Origin of the sequence: Microbulbifer discodermiae (genome assembly GCF_040742695.1) — a bacterium.
In the GTDB taxonomy this organism is placed as follows: Bacteria; Pseudomonadota; Gammaproteobacteria; order Pseudomonadales; family Cellvibrionaceae; genus Microbulbifer.
In genome coordinates, this window is record NZ_JBFLAB010000012.1 from 20,224 (window position 1) to 37,500 (window position 17,277).

13 protein-coding genes, 2 rRNA genes and 1 pseudogene (1 of these 16 only partly in view) are annotated in these 17,277 nt (G+C 55.6%); 3 read left to right on the plus strand and 13 right to left on the minus strand.

The window, feature by feature from the left end; genetic code table 11:
• Positions 1-37 precede the first annotated feature (37 nt).
• From AB1S50_RS06325 to AB1S50_RS06350, 6 genes and pseudogenes are all read right to left on the minus strand, one after another.
• Positions 38-1,462 (minus strand): aldehyde dehydrogenase family protein, encoded by a 1,425-nt coding sequence (locus tag AB1S50_RS06325; protein WP_367149677.1) that lies wholly within the window; start codon positions 1,460-1,462, stop codon positions 38-40.
• Between the two features lie 204 nt (positions 1,463-1,666).
• Complete coding sequence (gene ampE, locus AB1S50_RS06330) at positions 1,667-2,542, minus strand: regulatory signaling modulator protein AmpE (RefSeq protein WP_367149678.1); 876 nt, start codon at positions 2,540-2,542, stop codon at positions 1,667-1,669.
• An 85-nt stretch (positions 2,543-2,627) separates the two neighbouring features.
• Positions 2,628-3,197, minus strand: coding sequence for a 1,6-anhydro-N-acetylmuramyl-L-alanine amidase AmpD (ampD, locus tag AB1S50_RS06335; protein ID WP_367149679.1), 570 nt, complete (start codon positions 3,195-3,197; stop codon positions 2,628-2,630).
• Positions 3,198-3,730: 533 nt separating this feature from the next.
• On the minus strand, positions 3,731-4,987 hold the full coding sequence (gene ltrA, locus AB1S50_RS06340; protein ID WP_367149680.1) for a group II intron reverse transcriptase/maturase: 1,257 nt from the start codon (positions 4,985-4,987) through the stop codon (positions 3,731-3,733).
• A gap of 501 nt (positions 4,988-5,488) precedes the next feature.
• Positions 5,489-6,183: pseudogene (locus AB1S50_RS06345) on the minus strand (IS3 family transposase); the annotation flags it as partial.
• A gap of 122 nt (positions 6,184-6,305) precedes the next feature.
• The gene (locus AB1S50_RS06350; protein ID WP_367149681.1) at positions 6,306-6,476 is read right to left on the minus strand and encodes a hypothetical protein; all 171 of its coding nucleotides are present in this window, start codon (positions 6,474-6,476) and stop codon (positions 6,306-6,308) included.
• Positions 6,477-6,509: 33 nt separating this feature from the next.
• Between AB1S50_RS06350 and AB1S50_RS06355 the strand changes: the two genes are divergently transcribed.
• From AB1S50_RS06355 to AB1S50_RS06365, 3 genes are all read left to right on the plus strand, one after another.
• Positions 6,510-6,893 (plus strand): hypothetical protein, encoded by a 384-nt coding sequence (locus tag AB1S50_RS06355; protein WP_367149682.1) that lies wholly within the window; start codon positions 6,510-6,512, stop codon positions 6,891-6,893.
• 131 nt (positions 6,894-7,024) lie between these two features.
• Positions 7,025-7,354 carry a hypothetical protein gene (locus AB1S50_RS06360; protein WP_367149683.1) on the plus strand — a complete coding sequence of 110 codons (330 nt, stop codon included), beginning with the start codon at positions 7,025-7,027 and terminating at the stop codon, positions 7,352-7,354.
• Positions 7,355-7,449: 95 nt separating this feature from the next.
• A complete protein-coding gene (locus tag AB1S50_RS06365) occupies positions 7,450-7,839 on the plus strand; it encodes a hypothetical protein (RefSeq protein WP_367149684.1) in 390 nt (129 codons plus the stop codon).
• Between the two features lie 236 nt (positions 7,840-8,075).
• On the opposite strand, the gene AB1S50_RS06370 is transcribed toward AB1S50_RS06365, so the two are convergent.
• The 7 genes from AB1S50_RS06370 to AB1S50_RS06400 form a co-directional block, all read right to left on the minus strand.
• Complete coding sequence (locus AB1S50_RS06370) at positions 8,076-9,143, minus strand: hypothetical protein (RefSeq protein ID WP_367149685.1); 1,068 nt, start codon at positions 9,141-9,143, stop codon at positions 8,076-8,078.
• Positions 9,143-9,847, minus strand: coding sequence for an OmpA/MotB family protein (locus AB1S50_RS06375; RefSeq protein ID WP_367149687.1), 705 nt, complete (start codon positions 9,845-9,847; stop codon positions 9,143-9,145). The genes AB1S50_RS06370 and AB1S50_RS06375 overlap by 1 nt, the downstream gene beginning before the upstream one ends.
• Positions 9,837-11,144, minus strand: coding sequence for a MotA/TolQ/ExbB proton channel family protein (locus AB1S50_RS06380; RefSeq protein WP_367149689.1), 1,308 nt, complete (start codon positions 11,142-11,144; stop codon positions 9,837-9,839). Before AB1S50_RS06380 ends, AB1S50_RS06375 begins: the two co-directional genes overlap by 11 nt.
• A 3-nt stretch (positions 11,145-11,147) precedes the next feature.
• Entirely contained in the window at positions 11,148-12,374 is a 1,227-nt protein-coding gene (locus AB1S50_RS06385) for a hypothetical protein (RefSeq protein ID WP_367149690.1), read from the minus strand.
• Positions 12,375-12,468: 94 nt separating this feature from the next.
• Positions 12,469-13,062: a bactofilin family protein gene (locus tag AB1S50_RS06390; RefSeq protein WP_367149691.1), complete on the minus strand. Its 594-nt coding sequence runs from the start codon at positions 13,060-13,062 to the stop codon at positions 12,469-12,471.
• Positions 13,063-14,591: 1,529 nt separating this feature from the next.
• Positions 14,592-14,707 (minus strand): 5S ribosomal RNA (gene rrf / locus AB1S50_RS06395).
• A gap of 209 nt (positions 14,708-14,916) precedes the next feature.
• Positions 14,917-17,277 (minus strand): 23S ribosomal RNA (locus tag AB1S50_RS06400); it runs 528 nt beyond the window's last position.

The window sequence follows — 17,277 nt, forward strand, 5'->3', positions numbered from 1 at the left end:
CCTCACCCACTGGATTGTCGCCCTGTTCAGCTGCCCCTTAGCGCAGCAGGCGCAGCAGGCGCAGCAGGCGCATCTTGGCGGCGGAAAACGGCGCATAGCGCACACTCAGGTCAAACCTGTAACTGCGTTTCATCACCGCCTTAAAGTGGCTGAAGGTCTTGAAGCCATGCTCACCATGATAGGCACCCATGCCACTGGGGCCGACACCCCCAAACGGCAGCTCATGGGCCGTCGTAAACATCATGCAATCATTGATACAGACATTGCCGGCACTGCACTGGGCCAGAATCCGTTTGGTCACCCCGTCGTCGCGGGTGAACAGGTACAGCGCCAGGGGCTTGTCGCGCCTGTTGACGAACTGCTCGGCCTCCCCTATATGCTCCAGTTCCACCACCGGCAGTACCGGACCGAAAATCTCCTCCTGCATTACCGTGGATTCCACCGGCACCTTACGCAGCACCGTGGGAGCGATATAACGCGCCCCCATATCCACCTGGCCGCCAAAGGCCACCTCTCCGTCGCCGATGTAAGCGGCGATACGCCGGGTGTGGCGGTCGTTGACGATGCGCCCATAGTCCGCTGAATCGCGGGGGTTTGAGCCAAACATTTCGCGCACACTGGCTTCGATCGCGGGCAGCAGCCGCTCCGCTGTGGCTCTGGTGCACAGCAAATAGTCCGGGGCTATGCAGGTCTGGCCGGCATTGGTGAACTTGCCCCAGGCGATACGCCGCGCAGTGATTCCGATATCCGCATCATCGGCCACGATACAGGGGCTCTTTCCCCCCAGCTCCAGGGTTACCGGCGTCAGGTGCCTGGCCGCTGCGGTCATCACTATCTTGCCCACCTGTCCGCCGCCAGTGTAGAAGATGTGGTCCCAGCGCTGCTCCAGCAGGGCGGTGGTTTCCGCCACTTCGCCCTCGACACAGGCGAAGGCGTCGCGGTCCAGATAGCGGGGCAGCAATTCCGCAATCAGGCCGGCGGTGGCGGGCGCCAGTTCCGACGGTTTGACCACGGCACAGTTGCCGGCGGCTATGGCCGGCACCAGGGGGGACAGGAGCAGCTGCAGAGGATAGTTCCAGGCGCCGATGATCAGCACCACCCCCAGGGGCTCGGGCTGGATATAGCTTTTGCCCGGCTGCGCCACCAGCGGTGTGGCCGCACGGCGGGCGCGGGACCAGCGTTTGAGATTCTTGAGCGCATTGTCGATATCACCGCGAACCACCGATACTTCGGTGGTAAACACCTCCTGGGGCGCCTTGTGCAAGTCGCTGTGCAGGGCCTCGATGAACCGGGCTTCGTTTTCCACCAGCATATCCCGCAACCGCATCAGTTGCCGGCGCCGCCAGCTCAGGTCGGCGGAAGTGCCGCTGCTGAAATAAGAGCGCAGGCCCGCGACCAGGGCCGGGGCGTTGAGACTCTCACTGTTTGCCGCTGTTGGAGATTTCGTGGTTGCCGCTTCCATTTGATAGTTCCCGCTGAGGTTATTTTCTCTTCTGCATTTTTATTACACGAAGGGTTGAGCCTGTGCCGGCGAGGTACCCGGGCAGCCGGTGCCCGTGACCACGCAGAGTGCAATATTCCGCTCCAGCGCCCCCACGTCAAGCGGACAATTGGGACAAAATTCCAAATTTAGTACCAGTTCACCAACAAGGTACCAATGGGAAACTCAGATATCGAACAGCACCGCCAGGGCCAGCGCGGTGATCCATAACAGCAGAGCCCGCGACAACAGCGCCTGCAGGCCTTCCAGCTGAGCACCGCAATATCGCTGCGCCTCACCGGTCTCCACGCCCGCACTGCACTGGCTGGCATCTATCCCCCCCAGCGCCCCCTCCAGGTACACTTCCAGGACCTGATCCGTGCTCCGCTCGCGGCAGGTCAGGCAGTTTTTCCAGGCGCGAAAACAACCGACAAAATTGCCGACAATAGCGAAGCTGAAGCCCATCACGCGCACCGGCACCCATTCCAGCAACCACAGCCAGCGCTGCACCAGCTCCGGATCGTCTTGCGACTCGTCCAACTCGGCGTACAGGGCGCTCAGGCGAAACAACAGGGCGCCCGGAATTCCCAGCAGGACGAACCAGAAGAGCACCGCGAACAGGCGCTCGAAGGCGGTATAGGCGGCACCGCGGAACACCTGTTCGTGCAACTGCTCCGGGGTGGCGCTCTCCTGTTCGCGCAGCTCTTTCAGCAGCGGCGCCGCCGCCTCCCGCGCCGCAGTCAAATCGCCCTGGTACCAGTTGCGCAGGTATGTGGACACGCATTCATTGAAGTTCCCGCGCCCCAGACAATAGAGCAGCAGCGGTACCCCGGCACACAAGATGCCAAGCCGGCCCAGGAGCGCCTCGGCCAGCACCATGATGACGGCACTGAGCAGCACCGGCGGCAGTACGGTGGCGCCCAGCAGCAGGCCGGGGTTGTCCCTCAGGGACCCCGGCAGCTTGCGGTGCCACCAGGCGAACCAGACATCCCGGTGAACCGGCGCGCCGGAACCCCATAGCTGGACCAGGCCGAGGGCCAGCAATACAGTCAGCAGAGCCATAGCAATTCCCACTTGGTAAACTCGTGCGGGAAGAATAACGCCGGAGCTGCAGCGGAAAAACCCTTGATGCTGCGATTCGGGGCAATTAGGCGGTATCCGACAACAGGGCGCTCAACTCTGTGTGGTAGCGACCCCAGTCGAACCCGGGACCAGGATCCAGCTTGCGGTCCGGGGCTATGTCCGAGTGGCCGGTGATGTTGTCGGCGGTAATGCCCGGGTAGGCGAGCATGATAGCGGCGGTCACCTCCGCCAATGCCTGGTACTGGGCGTCGGTGTAGCTGTCCGAATCCAGCCCTTCCAGTTCAATCCCGACGGAAAAGTCATTGCAGTCACTGCGACCGCAAAAGGACGACTGCCCGGCGTGCCAGGCGCGCTTGTCCAGCGGCACATACTGGGTGACCCGGCCGTGCCGGTCGATCAGCAAGTGTGCGGATACCCGCAGCCCGGCAATCCCCTCGAAATAGGGATCCGCGTCGACGTCCAGGGCACCGGAAAAAAAATCATCGATATGGGAGCCGCCGTATTGTCCCGGCGGCAGGCTGATACAGTGAATCACCAGCAGTTCGATGGGTGTGTCCGCGGGCCTTTGATCGCAGTGGGGGCTGGGCACTCTGCGGGCCCCCGCCAGCCATCCGGATTCCAACTGATACTTCACACCGATACCCCACTGTTGCCCGGCTGCCGCGCCAGGGTAATAAATTGGCTTTTTAACCAGTAGATGACGCCCCACCCAATGGCTTGTCGCCTCTGCCACCTACTAGCAGGTTGTTGAAAAAGGCATCCTGCCTGTTTCAAAACACGAAAAGCGAAAAATGTGATTTTCACTTTTCTCCCAAATTCAACGACTTAGGCGTCGTTGAATTTGCCGGAACATCCATATTCCGGTACCAGGCGTCGAAATTCTTCGAATTTCAACAGCCTGCTAAAGGATCGACTGGGGCAACGGTTCAATAATAGAAAAAGGGTGGGCGAGCGCCAAGCGCACTCCGCGGTGGGGGAAACGGTGTGCGCCTAACAGGCTGCTGAAAAAAGCTTTACCAGCCGCCTGCTGTCTCGAACAGGTATATACAGGGGGGAAATCAAGCGCGAAACCACTTGATTTGTCGTGGAGGCATTGCGCATGTGGGTGAGTAGACCGGCGGAGTCTCACCACCAGCCCCTCGCAGAACCGTACGTGACACTCTCGCGTCATACGGCTCCCATCATTCGGCCCCTTGCTCGTTCACTCCAGTGCACGAAGGCGTGCGAATGACGTTGCTTCAGTGTATCGAGATATCGCCACGCTCTGGTTTTATGGCCTGCGAAGTATTTAAACTTGCGCATCAACCATCGAACCAGGTAACTATCCAGATGCTCGCCAATACCCGACAGCTTCGAGCGATAGAACCGCCCGTAGTACTGCCACCAGCCCCGCAATACCGGGTTAAAAATGCGCGATAAATCCATCAGCGACTTGTCGTTTTTCAACTGCAAGTGCCAACTACGGATTTCCTGTCGCATGCCCTTCAAGGCTGCCGGACTCACCGCTGGTGAAAAGTTGACGTAAACGCGCCCGTATTTATCCACCGCTTTGCGAGGACGAAAGCTGTAACCCAGAAAGCTGAACTCAATGCTCTTGTGCTCCCGTTGTCGGTTGATATCTTTACAATACACAATGCTCGTTTTCTCTGGATGGATCTGCAAGCCGCAATCCACCAACCGTTGGCTGATTCGGGTAAGCACCCATTCAGCTTGCCGCTGACTTTTGCAGTGGATCACCCCATCATCGGCATAGCGACACAATCGCACGCTTCGACAATGCGTTTTGATCCAGCGATCCAGTGTGTAGTGCAGAAAGAGGTTGGCCAGTACCGGACTAATGACTCCCCCCTGGGGGGTACCTCGGTCGCGTTGCTGTTCCTCACCATCTGCACCCACCATCGGCGCTTTCAACCAGCGCTCGATGTAGAGCACCACCCACGGTATTTGACAGTGATGTCGCACCGCTCGCATCAGTAGGTCATGGTCGATGTTATCGAACAAACCTTTGATGTCGAGCTCAATCACCCAGTCGTACTCCCAACATCGCCGTCGCACCATAGCCAACGCATCGTGCGCTGAACGATTCGGGCGGTAGCCGTAGGAATTCTCGTGAAAGATCGGCTCGACCAGTGGCTCAAAGACCTTCTTGACGACCGTCTGCGCGATACGATCCGACACTGTCGGTATACCCAGGATTCGCTCGCCGCCGCTCTTCTTTGGGATCGCGACACCTTTGACCGCCGGTGGAAAGTAGCTTCCCGACGATAGGCGGTTCCAGATCCGGTAAAGGTTCGGCCCCAAGCGCTGCTCAAACTGTTGCAGCGACTGCCCATCGACACCCGCTGCCCCTCGATTAGCCTTTACGTCTTTGTACGCCTCCCAGACTAAAGATTTTGCAATCGCAAATGGCTTTGCCTCGCTCATTGGCTCGCACAGTTGGCCAGCAAACTCGGCTGAATGACGCCGCCCCTTCGCTCCACGGCCATTACAGCCCCTTCAACACTACTACGAGCGGCTCCGTCCCTTGATGGCACATCGGTACTATCGGCCTTGCCTTGTAAGCTTGCGCCTTTCCCTTGGCATTGCCATCGAAGGTTCCCGCAGTTCCACGAGAGAGCCCGAAACAGGATCACGCTGCCTCTATGCCGGACACCATGCGGCCCATCGGCAGGCTCTGTCCGCACTGATCCCGGAGCAACATCACTCCCCGGTTTTGATGTCATCTGAACTGTTTCGACAATTGAACGGCAGTTCACGGTTGTTCGTCTTCCTATTTCACACCTGACGCCTTTTGCGGCGCCTTTTCCTTATCGCTCACGACCACGGCTTTTGGCCGTCGCCGCATAAGGTGGTTTGTCACCAGCACCTGCATGCCGATGACGAGGGGCCACAATCCCTCATCTCTCCCGCAGCTTGCTGCGGCACACTGATATCCCCAGTCCAGATCTCGTTCGGGCGCGTGGGCTCAAAGACCTGCCCCAGAACATTGTCTGCCACCGGCAGCGAATGTGCTGAGTTGGTAGTTGCCTTAAACTTGCGTTTCTGACGGCACTGAAGTCCCATGTCTCGGCGCAGACGGTCAATCCGATCTCGACCTGTTACAAAGCCATCCGCTGCTAATTCCGGCTGTAGACGGCGCGCACCGTAAGTCTCTCGCGACTTGGTATGGGCTGCCCGAATGGCCACCTTCAACAGCTCATCCTCTTGTGCCCGTTGCGAGGGCGGGCGCCCGCGCCAGTCGTAAAAACCAGAGCGAGATACTCCCAGTACTCGACAGGTCACTGCCACCGGAAACTCCTTCCGGTGCTCATCTATCCATGCGCATTTGGCAGTGACTCCCGAGCAAAATACGCCGTGGCCTTTTTTAGTATGTCCCTTTCTTGACGAGCACTCATCAGCTCCTTCCGCAGCCGGGCGTTCTCAGACTCAAGCTCGGAAACAGAGCGTGCTCCCGGTGCTGGCTTCTCGCCCCCAGCCTTTGCAGCCACCACCCAGTTTGCCAGGGTGCCTTTGGAGATACCCAACCTCCGGGCCGCCTCCGCCTGCGTCAAGCCCTGCTCAAGGACCAGCTTTACGGCCTCTGAACGAAACTCTATTGAATAAGTCTTTCTCATAGTCATTACATACTCCCAATTGCCTATGGTAACAATCGGGACTGTCCGGAGAAATCAGGCTACCCCACACGTTTCCGCTGGACTATTACAAGTGGCATGCTTCTAAAGCATTAATCAATAATGATGGTTCAGAAGCGCAAAAGGCGCTTGATGCGGCCAAAGTTAAGAGATCTGGATTCCGCTTTCATCAAGATGTAGGCTTGGTGGGTAAAAAACATGAAAAAACAATCAAGCATCTGTGCAAGATCAGCACGTAACAAGGCCAGCCAGAGGGACAGCCAAACCGCTGCGCGCTTCATCTGCCCCTGCTGGCAACGTTCTAAGGCTTGAACATGTGGAAGCACATAATTGCATCTAGCATTCAGTCAGCATTTATTGGCGCCTTACTCTTAACATTAGTAAGCTTGCCATCGTATGGCGGTGCGGCGACGTTTTTTGGCCTTATTGCATTCCCAGTAGCGTTTGTAATCTGTTTAGTTTTTGCATATCCACTAATTCTTTTATGGCAAGCGTATGCTTGGTCAAATCGACTCAGCTTTGTAGTATATGCAGTGGCTGGTTTTGTTTTGGGTTTCTTTACGCCTGCAGTTGTTTTTGGTACTTCGGGAACAGAGTTTAGTACCGAGTCAACAGTATTTTTAGGCATCTATGGCGGACTTGGCCTTGTTTGTTCAATTTCAGCGTGGAGCTATGTGCGTAAAAATGTCGCTTTATAACAAGTTGCTCAAGTACACTCCGGCTGCAAAAAGCGCGTCCTCCGCGGGACAGCTTACACTGCGTTTCGGCTGCCCCTTAACTAGGCGTTATGAATTTCACCATGTGTTAAGAACAGGATGAATATATTCAAATGAGATTGTTATTTGTGGTTCTTGCAACATTATCACTAAACTCAAGTGCAGAAGAAATCAATGCGTTAGAACTTTTGCAATTGCTCATCCAAAACAAAGAAGTGATTATTGATAGCAGCGGCAAGCATGGCTATACAATTGAACCACTTAAGGTATCTGAAGTTGTAATTTTACAAGAGTTGGCAAGTAGCGAGCTTCCTGTGGCACCACTTAGAAATGTAATCTCATCACATTATATACAGCCAAGTGAGTTTACATTGGGTAATTGTGCAAGATATATTTTGACTTGGCACGAAAATGGACGATACCCACTTAATGTGTCTAAATAAATCAAACAAATTGCCGTAGTCGCTGCGCTCGGATCTCCGTTTCGCTGTCGCTACACTACGGCCACTAAGCAAGGCGTTAGCAGTCCGAGTTACCCATGAAATACCAGAGACTTTCCCTCAAAGAAGATTATGTTGAAATAGTGGCGCTGTTCGTCTATTTCATGTCATGGCTGGCCTTCCCATTGCTCAACACTTCATACGAATATTGGTATATTTCATTGCCGTTAGCTATTTGCTACGTTTGCTGTCACTACTATGAAAATACTTGCGGAGGCCATTGCTATCTCAGCGCTGATTCCACTGCTGCTCCAATAACTTTAATCTGTGCGGGCTTGTTGTTCGGCGCCCTATATATAAAGGGTCTTGAAAAAGGCGAAATAATAGTATTCTTATACGTTGCCATAGGCTTCATGGTGGCACATATACTTGCTATCGCATGTGCTGCTTTATTGTCAGTCTTTGATAAACGAGGGCAAGACAAATAGTACAAACCTAACAAGGAGGTGTTGGTCGCCACTACGTGGCTAGGACAGCTTGCAGCTGTGGCCTTTTGTGCATGGCTTCGCCATAATTGCACAATGTCCACAACTATAAGCAGCCTCAAACCGCAGCGTTAGTTACTCTTAACGGTTGGCATCTTGACCAGATATCGAGCCGAATTACGTCCTTAGAGTAATTCAGCGTACAAACCTTGCGATGACGCCTGCAGCGAAATTCGCTGTCAGCGGGGCCTGAATCCCAACTCCGCTTCAATCTGGGAGCGGGTCCAGAGACGCCAGTCTCCGCCGCTCGCATCCGCCCCCTGCGGCTTTGCCACTATCCCCCGGCGCAGGGATGGCCAGGCCAGTATCGCCGGCGGCGCAGACTCCGCATATTGATAGAAAGGCTCCGGCGGGGGGAGTTGCCGCTGGAGGCTGCGCAACAACGGCCGCCACCCCAGGGGCAATACCGCCTCCACCAGTTTCCAGGATGACACCGGCGCTTTTGCAGCCCGGTCTACAAGATCGCGGTAGCGGGCCGATGCCGCCTCTAGGGCGAGCTGGCCGCCCAGATGCAGGCAGCCCTCTCCCCTGCGCTCTGCACACAGCACGCAGATCCCTTCGGGCAGTTCCAGGTGGCGGGCGTCTTCGGCGTCCAGTTGCCAGCCGGGCGCCGCGGAACCGCAACCACAGTCGGGACACTCACCCGTTGCTGCCGCAGGCGGCGCTTGGAGCGGCCGGACCTTGTGCCCGGACTGCCAGAAACAGGCGCTCTCGGCGAAATAGCTGTCACCCTGGCTGCTGACATGGGTTGAAAAATCAAAAACGTCCGGATCGGCACCGCGCCCCCCAGCGGCCTCGAGACAGGCCCGGCAAAGTTTGAAGGGGCCGGCGCCGTGGGAACTGTCTATGGCGGCCAGGTCCGTGCCCACCCAGGCGCTGCGCCCGTCACTCCTGAGCGCGGCGCAGCAGGGGTGAAGGTGCACCAGGGAAAAAAATTCACGGCGCTTGTCTCTATCGGTGAGTTCCGGCCCATCGACGCCGAATACCATCACCGGGTGCCCCCTATAGCGCCAACCCGCAGGGTGCGGCTCCAGGTCGCCGATGCTCACCTCAATGCCGACCCGCAGCTCCTGCGCCAGGGCCACCTGACCGTCCTCCGGTATTGGTGTTTCGCCGGCTACACCGGCTCCATCAGTGCCTTCCGGCGACCCCGTCCCGTCGCTATTCGCAATTGCCGCCGTCTCTCCGGACGATTTTGCCGCGGCCGGGCCGCGCAATTTTGCCAGAGCCTGTTTCCACAGTGCCACTACAAGGCCTCCTCTAGTATTCGGTGGATCTGCGCCTCCGAGTTGGTGATCACCCGAAACGCCACCCGCTTGGATTTTTCGGGGTCCTCAGTACCGTCAGCGCGCAGGACGGGACGGGCGGATGAATAACCCACCGCCGCCACCAGCGCCAGCATGCCGGGAACCTCCTCTCTCGGCATCTGCCCCTGTACAAAGCGCAAAACCTCCCGCGAACGATTCTGTGAAAGGCGCAAGTTGTTAAAGTAATTCTCCCTGGGCCCGCTGCCACCGGCCCACTCCGAGCTGGTATGTCCCTCTATGTGAATCGCCAGAATAGAACCCAGGTAGGGCTTCAGCACAGCGATATAGCGCGGGAAGAAGTCCTCCATAATTTGCCGTGCCTGCAGATTCATCTCTGCCTTGCCGGTTTGAAACATCGCATCGGAATTATTGAATGCGATGGTCAGCCGGTCCTTGTCAAGGGTCGCCCCCCAAAGCGGCAGATCCGGACCAAACTCTCTCTCCAACGACTGGTAAATCGCCAACTGGTTATCGCGAAAAGACTGCGCCAGCGCCCGTATCTTTTCCCGCTCCTCCATGACAGAGCGCATCATCACTATGGCGATGCATAGGAATACCATCATCAGCCCGGCCATCAGGTCCGAGACACTGAGCCACTCGCCATCCTCCGAGGCTCTCCGCCGCCGGGAGAGACTAGTCGGCATATTCCGGCTCCCGGGCTTTCAGGCGCTGCATCTGCGCCACCAGCTGCCGGTAGTCCCGGGTAAAGCTACCGCTGAGGGTCGCCAGAGCCTCCCCCATGGCGGACAACACCTGATCTACCTGATGAGCCATCACCCGATCCATCTGCTCATACTGCCGGCGGATGGAAATATCGGCCTCGCGCAGTTCTTTGCGAATCACCTCCGTCAGTGCCTGTGACATTTCGCGATGATTGGTTGCCATCACCTGCGCCAGTTCACGCATGGAGTCGCGGTGCACCTGCACCGAATCACCTATCAGGTTGTGCAGCATTTCTGGATTCAGCGCCTGCAGATCGCCAAGCGTGACTGAAAGCTGTCGGAATTGCTCGGTTAGAGCGCGGGAGTGTTCGCCCAACAAGCCGTTAATGGCCGCGAGGTTATCGTCGACACTCCCCTGTGCCGACACCAGGCCCCGCGACAACAATTCAAGATTTTGCGGCAACTGCGGCAACAATTCCGCCAGCTGCCCTACCGCTTCACTCTGCCCGCGCAACAGGCGCTCCAGCTGTTCTGTCTGCTGCGCCTGCCTGGCCAACAGCTGATCAAGCCCACGGTAGACCTGCGGTAACTGTGCAACCCTGTCGAACATCTGCGCCAGTGTATCCTGCTGTTCGGTGAGCGCGCGCTGGCTTCTGTCACAGCTCTGGCTCCAGGATTCCACCCGTTCGGCGTGTGCCTTATACTCCGATGCCACCGAATTCAAGGCTGGCCGCAGCCCTTCCAGCTGTGCACAAAAGTCCCGCAGGTTGTCACCGAACTGGGCCTGAAGCCGCAAGTTGAACCCATCGACCACACGCTCAAGACTGGATACCATCTCCTCACCGGCGCTCCTGGAAAAGCTTGCGAGACTTTCCTGCAGGGTGATCAGGTTCCGGTTCAGATCGTCAATTGTGGCCGTTTCATGTGCCGGATCGGAAGGCAGGCGCAGCATTGTGGTAAAGGCCCGCAGTAGCAGGGAGAGCGCCAACCCGACAACGCTGGTGATAAATGCCGTTTTCAGCCCCGCCATCAGGTCGGCGATACTGCGGTCTATGTCGTCGAGAGAAAATCCGTACAGGCCAATAATGATGCCGACAAAGGTACCCAGGATACCCAGGGAAGTCAGAAAGCCTGCAGCCTGTTCCAGGAAGCTGCGTCCGACACCGACAAAACGAAATATCACCGCCAGTGCAAAGATAGCCAACATGACTACCAGGAACGCATCGGTAACCATAGCGGGTGACAGTGACAAAAATATCTGGTTAAGCAACCCTGACATCGTTTAAGCCTCAGAAAATTTTCGCAGAGCCAGCTCGTGGTAAAAAACACCACCCGGCAGCTTTCCATGCCCCTGACCAGTCAGTTGCATACGGGGCAGAGCCCTGATCAGCTCAGTGAGGTTATTGTAAAAATTGTCTTCTCCCGACAGGGGGAACTCTTTCACCTGAACGCGGTTATTGGCCTGTATCTCAAATGTGGCCGGGCGCTTAGGCAACCTTTCCCGCTTGCAGAATATCAGATGCAAATGCCCGCTTGGTTTTAGTTTGGAAATCAGCAGCCGGCACAGAACCAATGCCTCCTGAGGGCGGTAAAAGCTGAGGAGGTCCCAGCTGAGAATCGCATCGCACAGGCCCAGCTGGGAAAACTTGCTGAAGGCATCCCCTATGGCTTTCTCCCCATCCTTTCCCCGCTTCTTGTGCCATTGAATAACCGCGTGAAGATCCAGGACAAACAGCTCACCCGCCTGCTTTTCCAGCGCACCAATGTTCCTTCCTGTTCTGGAACCACAGTCGATGACTTTGCTCACCGGAGACTTCCGCACCTGGGCCATCGCCGAGTCCAGGCCTTTTAGGGTCAAGGCCGCAGCAGATGCCTCCTCCGGGAAATGGGTTGCCACACCGGAAGCACCGCCTGGACGCACCTTGCCCAGCGAGTTCCCGCTTTCATATTCAAAGAAATACTCGATCATATCCTTGCGCATTCCCTGGCGCTGCACCAGGGAATTACTGAGACTGAAGCGGCCAAGGCTCTCCATCAAAGTCACGGTGGCATGTTTTTGATACACCACCTTTGGGTAGCCTGGGTCATCGGCCGTCTCGTAGGTGAAATCCCGCAACAGGCGGAACCTTGCCGGGCGCGCCGGCGCATTGGCACCGGTATACATCATGGCGTGCAGCAAGGTTCCCCGCTTGAGATTTGGCGCCAACAATTCCAGCAGGTAAGCAATCAACTCCTTATTGAGAAAATTAAGTAAATCCCAACAGAGTATTACATCTAGTTTTATTTTTTCCGGCTTTGGCACCAGGTGCCCGGCGAGCGCTTTTTTAAGGTCGGGCGCCTGTTGGTTGTCGGCAAAAAATTCGATCAGGTCTTCTATATAACAGGGGCAGTTCCTTTGCAGAAAAGCCTGGGTCGTTCCCACGGACAGCGGCCCCAAGTCCAGAATACGGTACCCCGGCTGAATGATTTCCTGACTCAGCGCCGCCAAGCCGAACGAGTGATGCTGCATACATCCCGACTCCAAACCCCACAGCAACTTCCCGGCGGAGCGGCTTGTTCATCACAACCACTCGCCGAAATTAATCCACCAAGGAAAGTCGCGATCAGGTATTTTCAGCCTCGAAGGCGTTGTCGGTATAGTCGCTTGCGGCGGCAGAAGAGAACATTCCATTAGTGGATTTTTCTTCACTTGCAGCATCACGGGGAGGCAGGCTTGGATGAACCAGTTTTTCCTTGAACTCAGTTACGCGCTCTTTCATCTCCGCATCCGTATCTACCATGTCCATGGAGCCCCGGAACTTACCGCCGTCGTCCAGCTGAATACGGGGTGCGGTCAAATTGCCCTTCACTACCGCTGTATTGCGGATTTCAATCAACTCTTCCGCCAGTGCGTCACCGGTGAGGGCGCCTTCCACAGTGATGTTTTTTGCGTGAATGTTTGCATTGAGTTCACCACCGGCGCCTATGGAAAGGTTGTGGCCTTCCATGATTACAGTACCCTCGATAGTACCTTCAATATGCAGGCTCTCGTTACCAATCAGCTCACCGCGGAATTTGATGTTTTTTCCGATCACGGACTTGTCCTGGTCATCGCTGGTACGTGAATCCTGCTTGGCCGAGTCTTTTTGGTCCATAAAACCATCGAGAAAGCTGCTGGAATTCTCATCCCCGTATGGTGCCTGCTCTTCATTTGCCATGTTGTACTCCTTATTAGTATTGGGGGTAGCCGGTCGAATGCCCCATTTGCGATACCAAGGGCAGATCTAGCTTCACCGTCTGTGCGGCGATAAAGCCTATGAATAATAAAGGTGAGCGAAACAGTCCGCATGTCGCAAAAGTCTTTTTTTCACCTGGGCGGGGACTTTTTTGACGACCATGTGACTCACCTCACACTTTGAAGGGAACCTCGCGGTAAGAGGGGAATTCTTATTTGCCTTCGCACTCCTCAAACCGCCGGTCTAACGATCAGAACGCTCAGCTTTCAACCAGCGGCCAAGGGCCGCCAGAAAGCCCCGGCGCCCCTGTGGCAGCACATAGGCGTCACAGTGCACCTGCAAAATTCATCGACAGGAAGGCACAACGCTGGCCAAAGGCATCTAAGGAAAGAAGTTTGATAGAGACCACTACACTCACAGTGCCTATAGGAGCAGGTAATCGCACTCGGTGCAGCTCAGGGCGCCCGGTATTTCGAGGCGCCCTGCCCCTGGAATCAGGATCGCTTTCGCCTGGTCGGTTTGGGTTGGGCTGGTGTGTGGGAGGAAGGGAATATGGCTTGGTCGTCCGCCAGCGCCCAGGCTTGCTCCTGCAGCTCAAATAAGCGTTTGAGCCAAAGGGGACGGCCGCTCTCGCATGGCTCAATTTCCAAATCCACAATATCGTCGTGGATGGCTACGGGTGTGATGATATAAAAACTTTGCAGTCGTAGTGATTTAGACAATCGACAGGGAAAGACAGGCATTTTTATAGGCTCCTTGAATCGCCTGTGACGGAGAGCCGCTGACAGCGGGATTGGCTTTGTGCCGTCTCTCTCACCGCAGGCGCGGTCCTTGGGGAAAAGAAACGATAAATCCGGGGAGAGGTTGCGTGGCCAGGGCGGTGCGCGGCTGAAGTAAAGCACCACACCAATGGTCGCGCTGCGCCACAGGACACCCCGGCGCCAGGGGCGGGGGTGGCCAGTAGGGCCCGGCTTCAGGGGGAACCTTATTGAAGACGAGCGAATGTGTGGCGTATCATCCAAGACAGCCTCGCTAGATAGTACGTTATCTTTCGGGGTTAGCCATCTCTCGGTGTTGGTAGCACCGGGAGGTGGCGCCTATGCCTTACTCACGCGGTCATGGTGTGGTCCTTCCCTATTTGATTGTTGGTTTGTTATCGACTGGCTGTGGTTATGAATTTCCCGCGGGCGCCACTGTTACGGGGCGCTCGCGGGTTGAACGACAGTGACTGCGGTATTCTTGAGCTGTTTTTATCTGTTTTTTAGCCGTTTTTTTGGCTGTTTTTTTTTACTTTTTTTCTTTAGCCTGCACCGGGTTAACGACTGGGCGCTATGGCATCAGACCAACGGTATTCGCTTTTTGCAAAGAATTCAAACAAGCGGAAGCTTTAAGCGACAATGAATGTATTTTCCCTTTGGAAAAAGAACTCGAAGGGAAATGACCCCAGTCAAGCAGCTGTAAAGCTGCAATAAAAAAGGGCCACCCTGTTGGATGACCCTTTCTGTTTAGAAGCCTGACGATGACCTACTCTCACATGGGGAGACCCCACACTACCATCGGCGATGTTGCGTTTCACTGCTGAGTTCGGCAAGGGATCAGGTGGTTCCACAACTCTATGGTCGTCAGGCAAACTGGCTTGGGTTGGCTCGGTCTTATGAGTGAGGCCGCTCTTGAACAGCTACTCCGCCCGCCCTGTTATCGCTGTTTGCCTCGGTCAGTATGACCGGCGATAACCCCAAATAAGTCGGTAAAACACTCTGTAGTAATACACCGCAAGCGTCGTGTGCCTCTACACCACAATCCACTCACTCAATCGTCAGTAACCATCTCTGTTGTATGGTCAAGCCTCACGGGCAATTAGTACTGGTTAGCTCAACGCTTCACAGCGCTTCCACACCCAGCCTATCAACCTGGTAGTCTTCCAGGGCCCTTCAGGGGACTCGAGGTCCCAGGGAGATCTCATCTTGAAGGAGGCTTCCCGCTTAGATGCTTTCAGCGGTTATCCCGTCCGAACATAGCTACCCGGCAATGCCACTGGCGTGACAACCGGAACACCAGAGGTTCGTTCACTCCGGTCCTCTCGTACTAGGAGCAACTCTTCTCAAATCTCCAACGCCCACGGCAGATAGGGACCGAACTGTCTCACGACGTTCTAAACCCAGCTCGCGTACCACTTTAAATGGCGAACAGCCATACCCTTGGGACCGGCTTCAGCCCCAGGATGTGATGAGCCGACATCGAGGTGCCAAACACCGCCGTCGATGTGAACTCTTGGGCGGTATCAGCCTGTTATCCCCGGAGTACCTTTTATCCGTTGAGCGACGACCCTTCCATACAGAATCGCCGGATCACTATGACCTACTTTCGTACCTGCTCGACATGTCTGTCTCGCAGTCAAGCGCACTTATACCATTATGCTCATTGCATGATTTCCGACCATGCTGAGTGCACCTTCGTACTCCTCCGTTACTCTTTGGGAGGAGACCGCCCCAGTCAAACTACCCACCATACACTGTCTCCGATCCGGATTACGGACCTGGGTTAGAACCTCAAACATGCCAGGGTGGTATTTCAAGGATGGCTCCACGATAACTGGCGTTACCGCTTCAAAGCCTCCCACCTATCCTACACAAGCAGGCTCAAAGTTCAGTGCAAAGCTGTAGTAAAGGTTCACGGGGTCTTTCCGTCTAGCCGCGGGTACACTGCATCTTAACAGCGATTTCAATTTCACTGAGTCTCTGGTGGAGACAGCGTGGCCATCGTTACGCCATTCGTGCAGGTCGGAACTTACCCGACAAGGAATTTCGCTACCTTAGGACCGTTATAGTTACGGCCGCCGTTTACCGGGGCTTCGATCAAGAGCTTCGCCGAAGCTAACCCCATCAATTAACCTTCCGGCACCGGGCAGGCGTCACACCCTATACGTCCTCTTACGAGTTTGCAGAGTGCTATGTTTTTAATAAACAGTCGCAGCCACCTGGTCACTTCGGCCACCAACAGCTTACGGAGCAAGTCCGATCACCGTCAGCGGCGTACCTTCTCCCGAAGTTACGGTACCATTTTGCCTAGTTCCTTCACCAGAGTTCTCTCAAGCGCCTTGGTATTCTCTACCTGACCACCTGTGTCGGTTTCGAGTACGGTTCTCTATTGCCTGAAGCTTAGAAGTTTTTCCTGGAAGCAGGGCATCAACCACTTCGTCTCATAATGAGACTCGTCATCAGTTCTCAGCCTTCTCATTTAAGAGTATGACCCGGATTTGCCTAAGTCATAAGCCTACAACCTTAAACATGGACAACCAATCGCCATGCTGGCCTAGCCTTCTCCGTCACTCCATCGCAGCAATAGCGAGTACAGGAATTTTAACCTGTTTCCCATCGACTACGGCTTTCGCCCTCGCCTTAGGGGCCGACTAACCCTGTCCCGATTAGCGTTGGACAGGAAACCTTGGTCTTCCGGCGGGGAGGTTTTTCACCTCCCTTATCGTTACTCATGTCAGCATTCGCACTTGTGATACCTCCAGCCAACCTCCCGGTCAACCTTCAGCGGCTTACACAACGCTCCTCTACCATGCCCGAAGGCATCCGCAGCTTCGGTTACCAGTTTAGCCCCGGTATATCTTCCGCGCGGGCCGACTCGACTAGTGAGCTATTACGCTTTCTTTAAAGGATGGCTGCTTCTAAGCCAACCTCCTAGCTGTCTGGGCCTTCCCACATCGTTTCCCACTTAACTGGTATTTGGGACCTTAGCTGGCGGTCTGGGTTGTTTCCCTTTCCACGACGGACGTTAGCACCCGCCGTGTGTCTCCCGCGATTGCACTCCACGGTATTCGGAGTTTGCATGGGGTTGGTAAGTCGGGATGACCCCCTAGCCCAAACAGTGCTCTACCCCCGTGGGTGAGACGCGAGGCGCTACCTAAATAGCTTTCGAGGAGAACCAGCTATCTCCCGGCTTGATTAGCCTTTCACTCCGATCCACAGGTCATCCCCTAATTTTTCAACATTAGTGGGTTCGGTCCTCCAGTTGATGTTACTCAACCTTCAACCTGCCCATGGATAGATCGCCGGGTTTCGGGTCTATTGCCTGCAACTAAACGCCCTATTAAGACTCGATTTCTCTACGGCTCCCCTAAACGGTTAACCTTGCTACAGACAATAAGTCGCTGACCCATTATACAAAAGGTACGCAGTCACCCCGTAG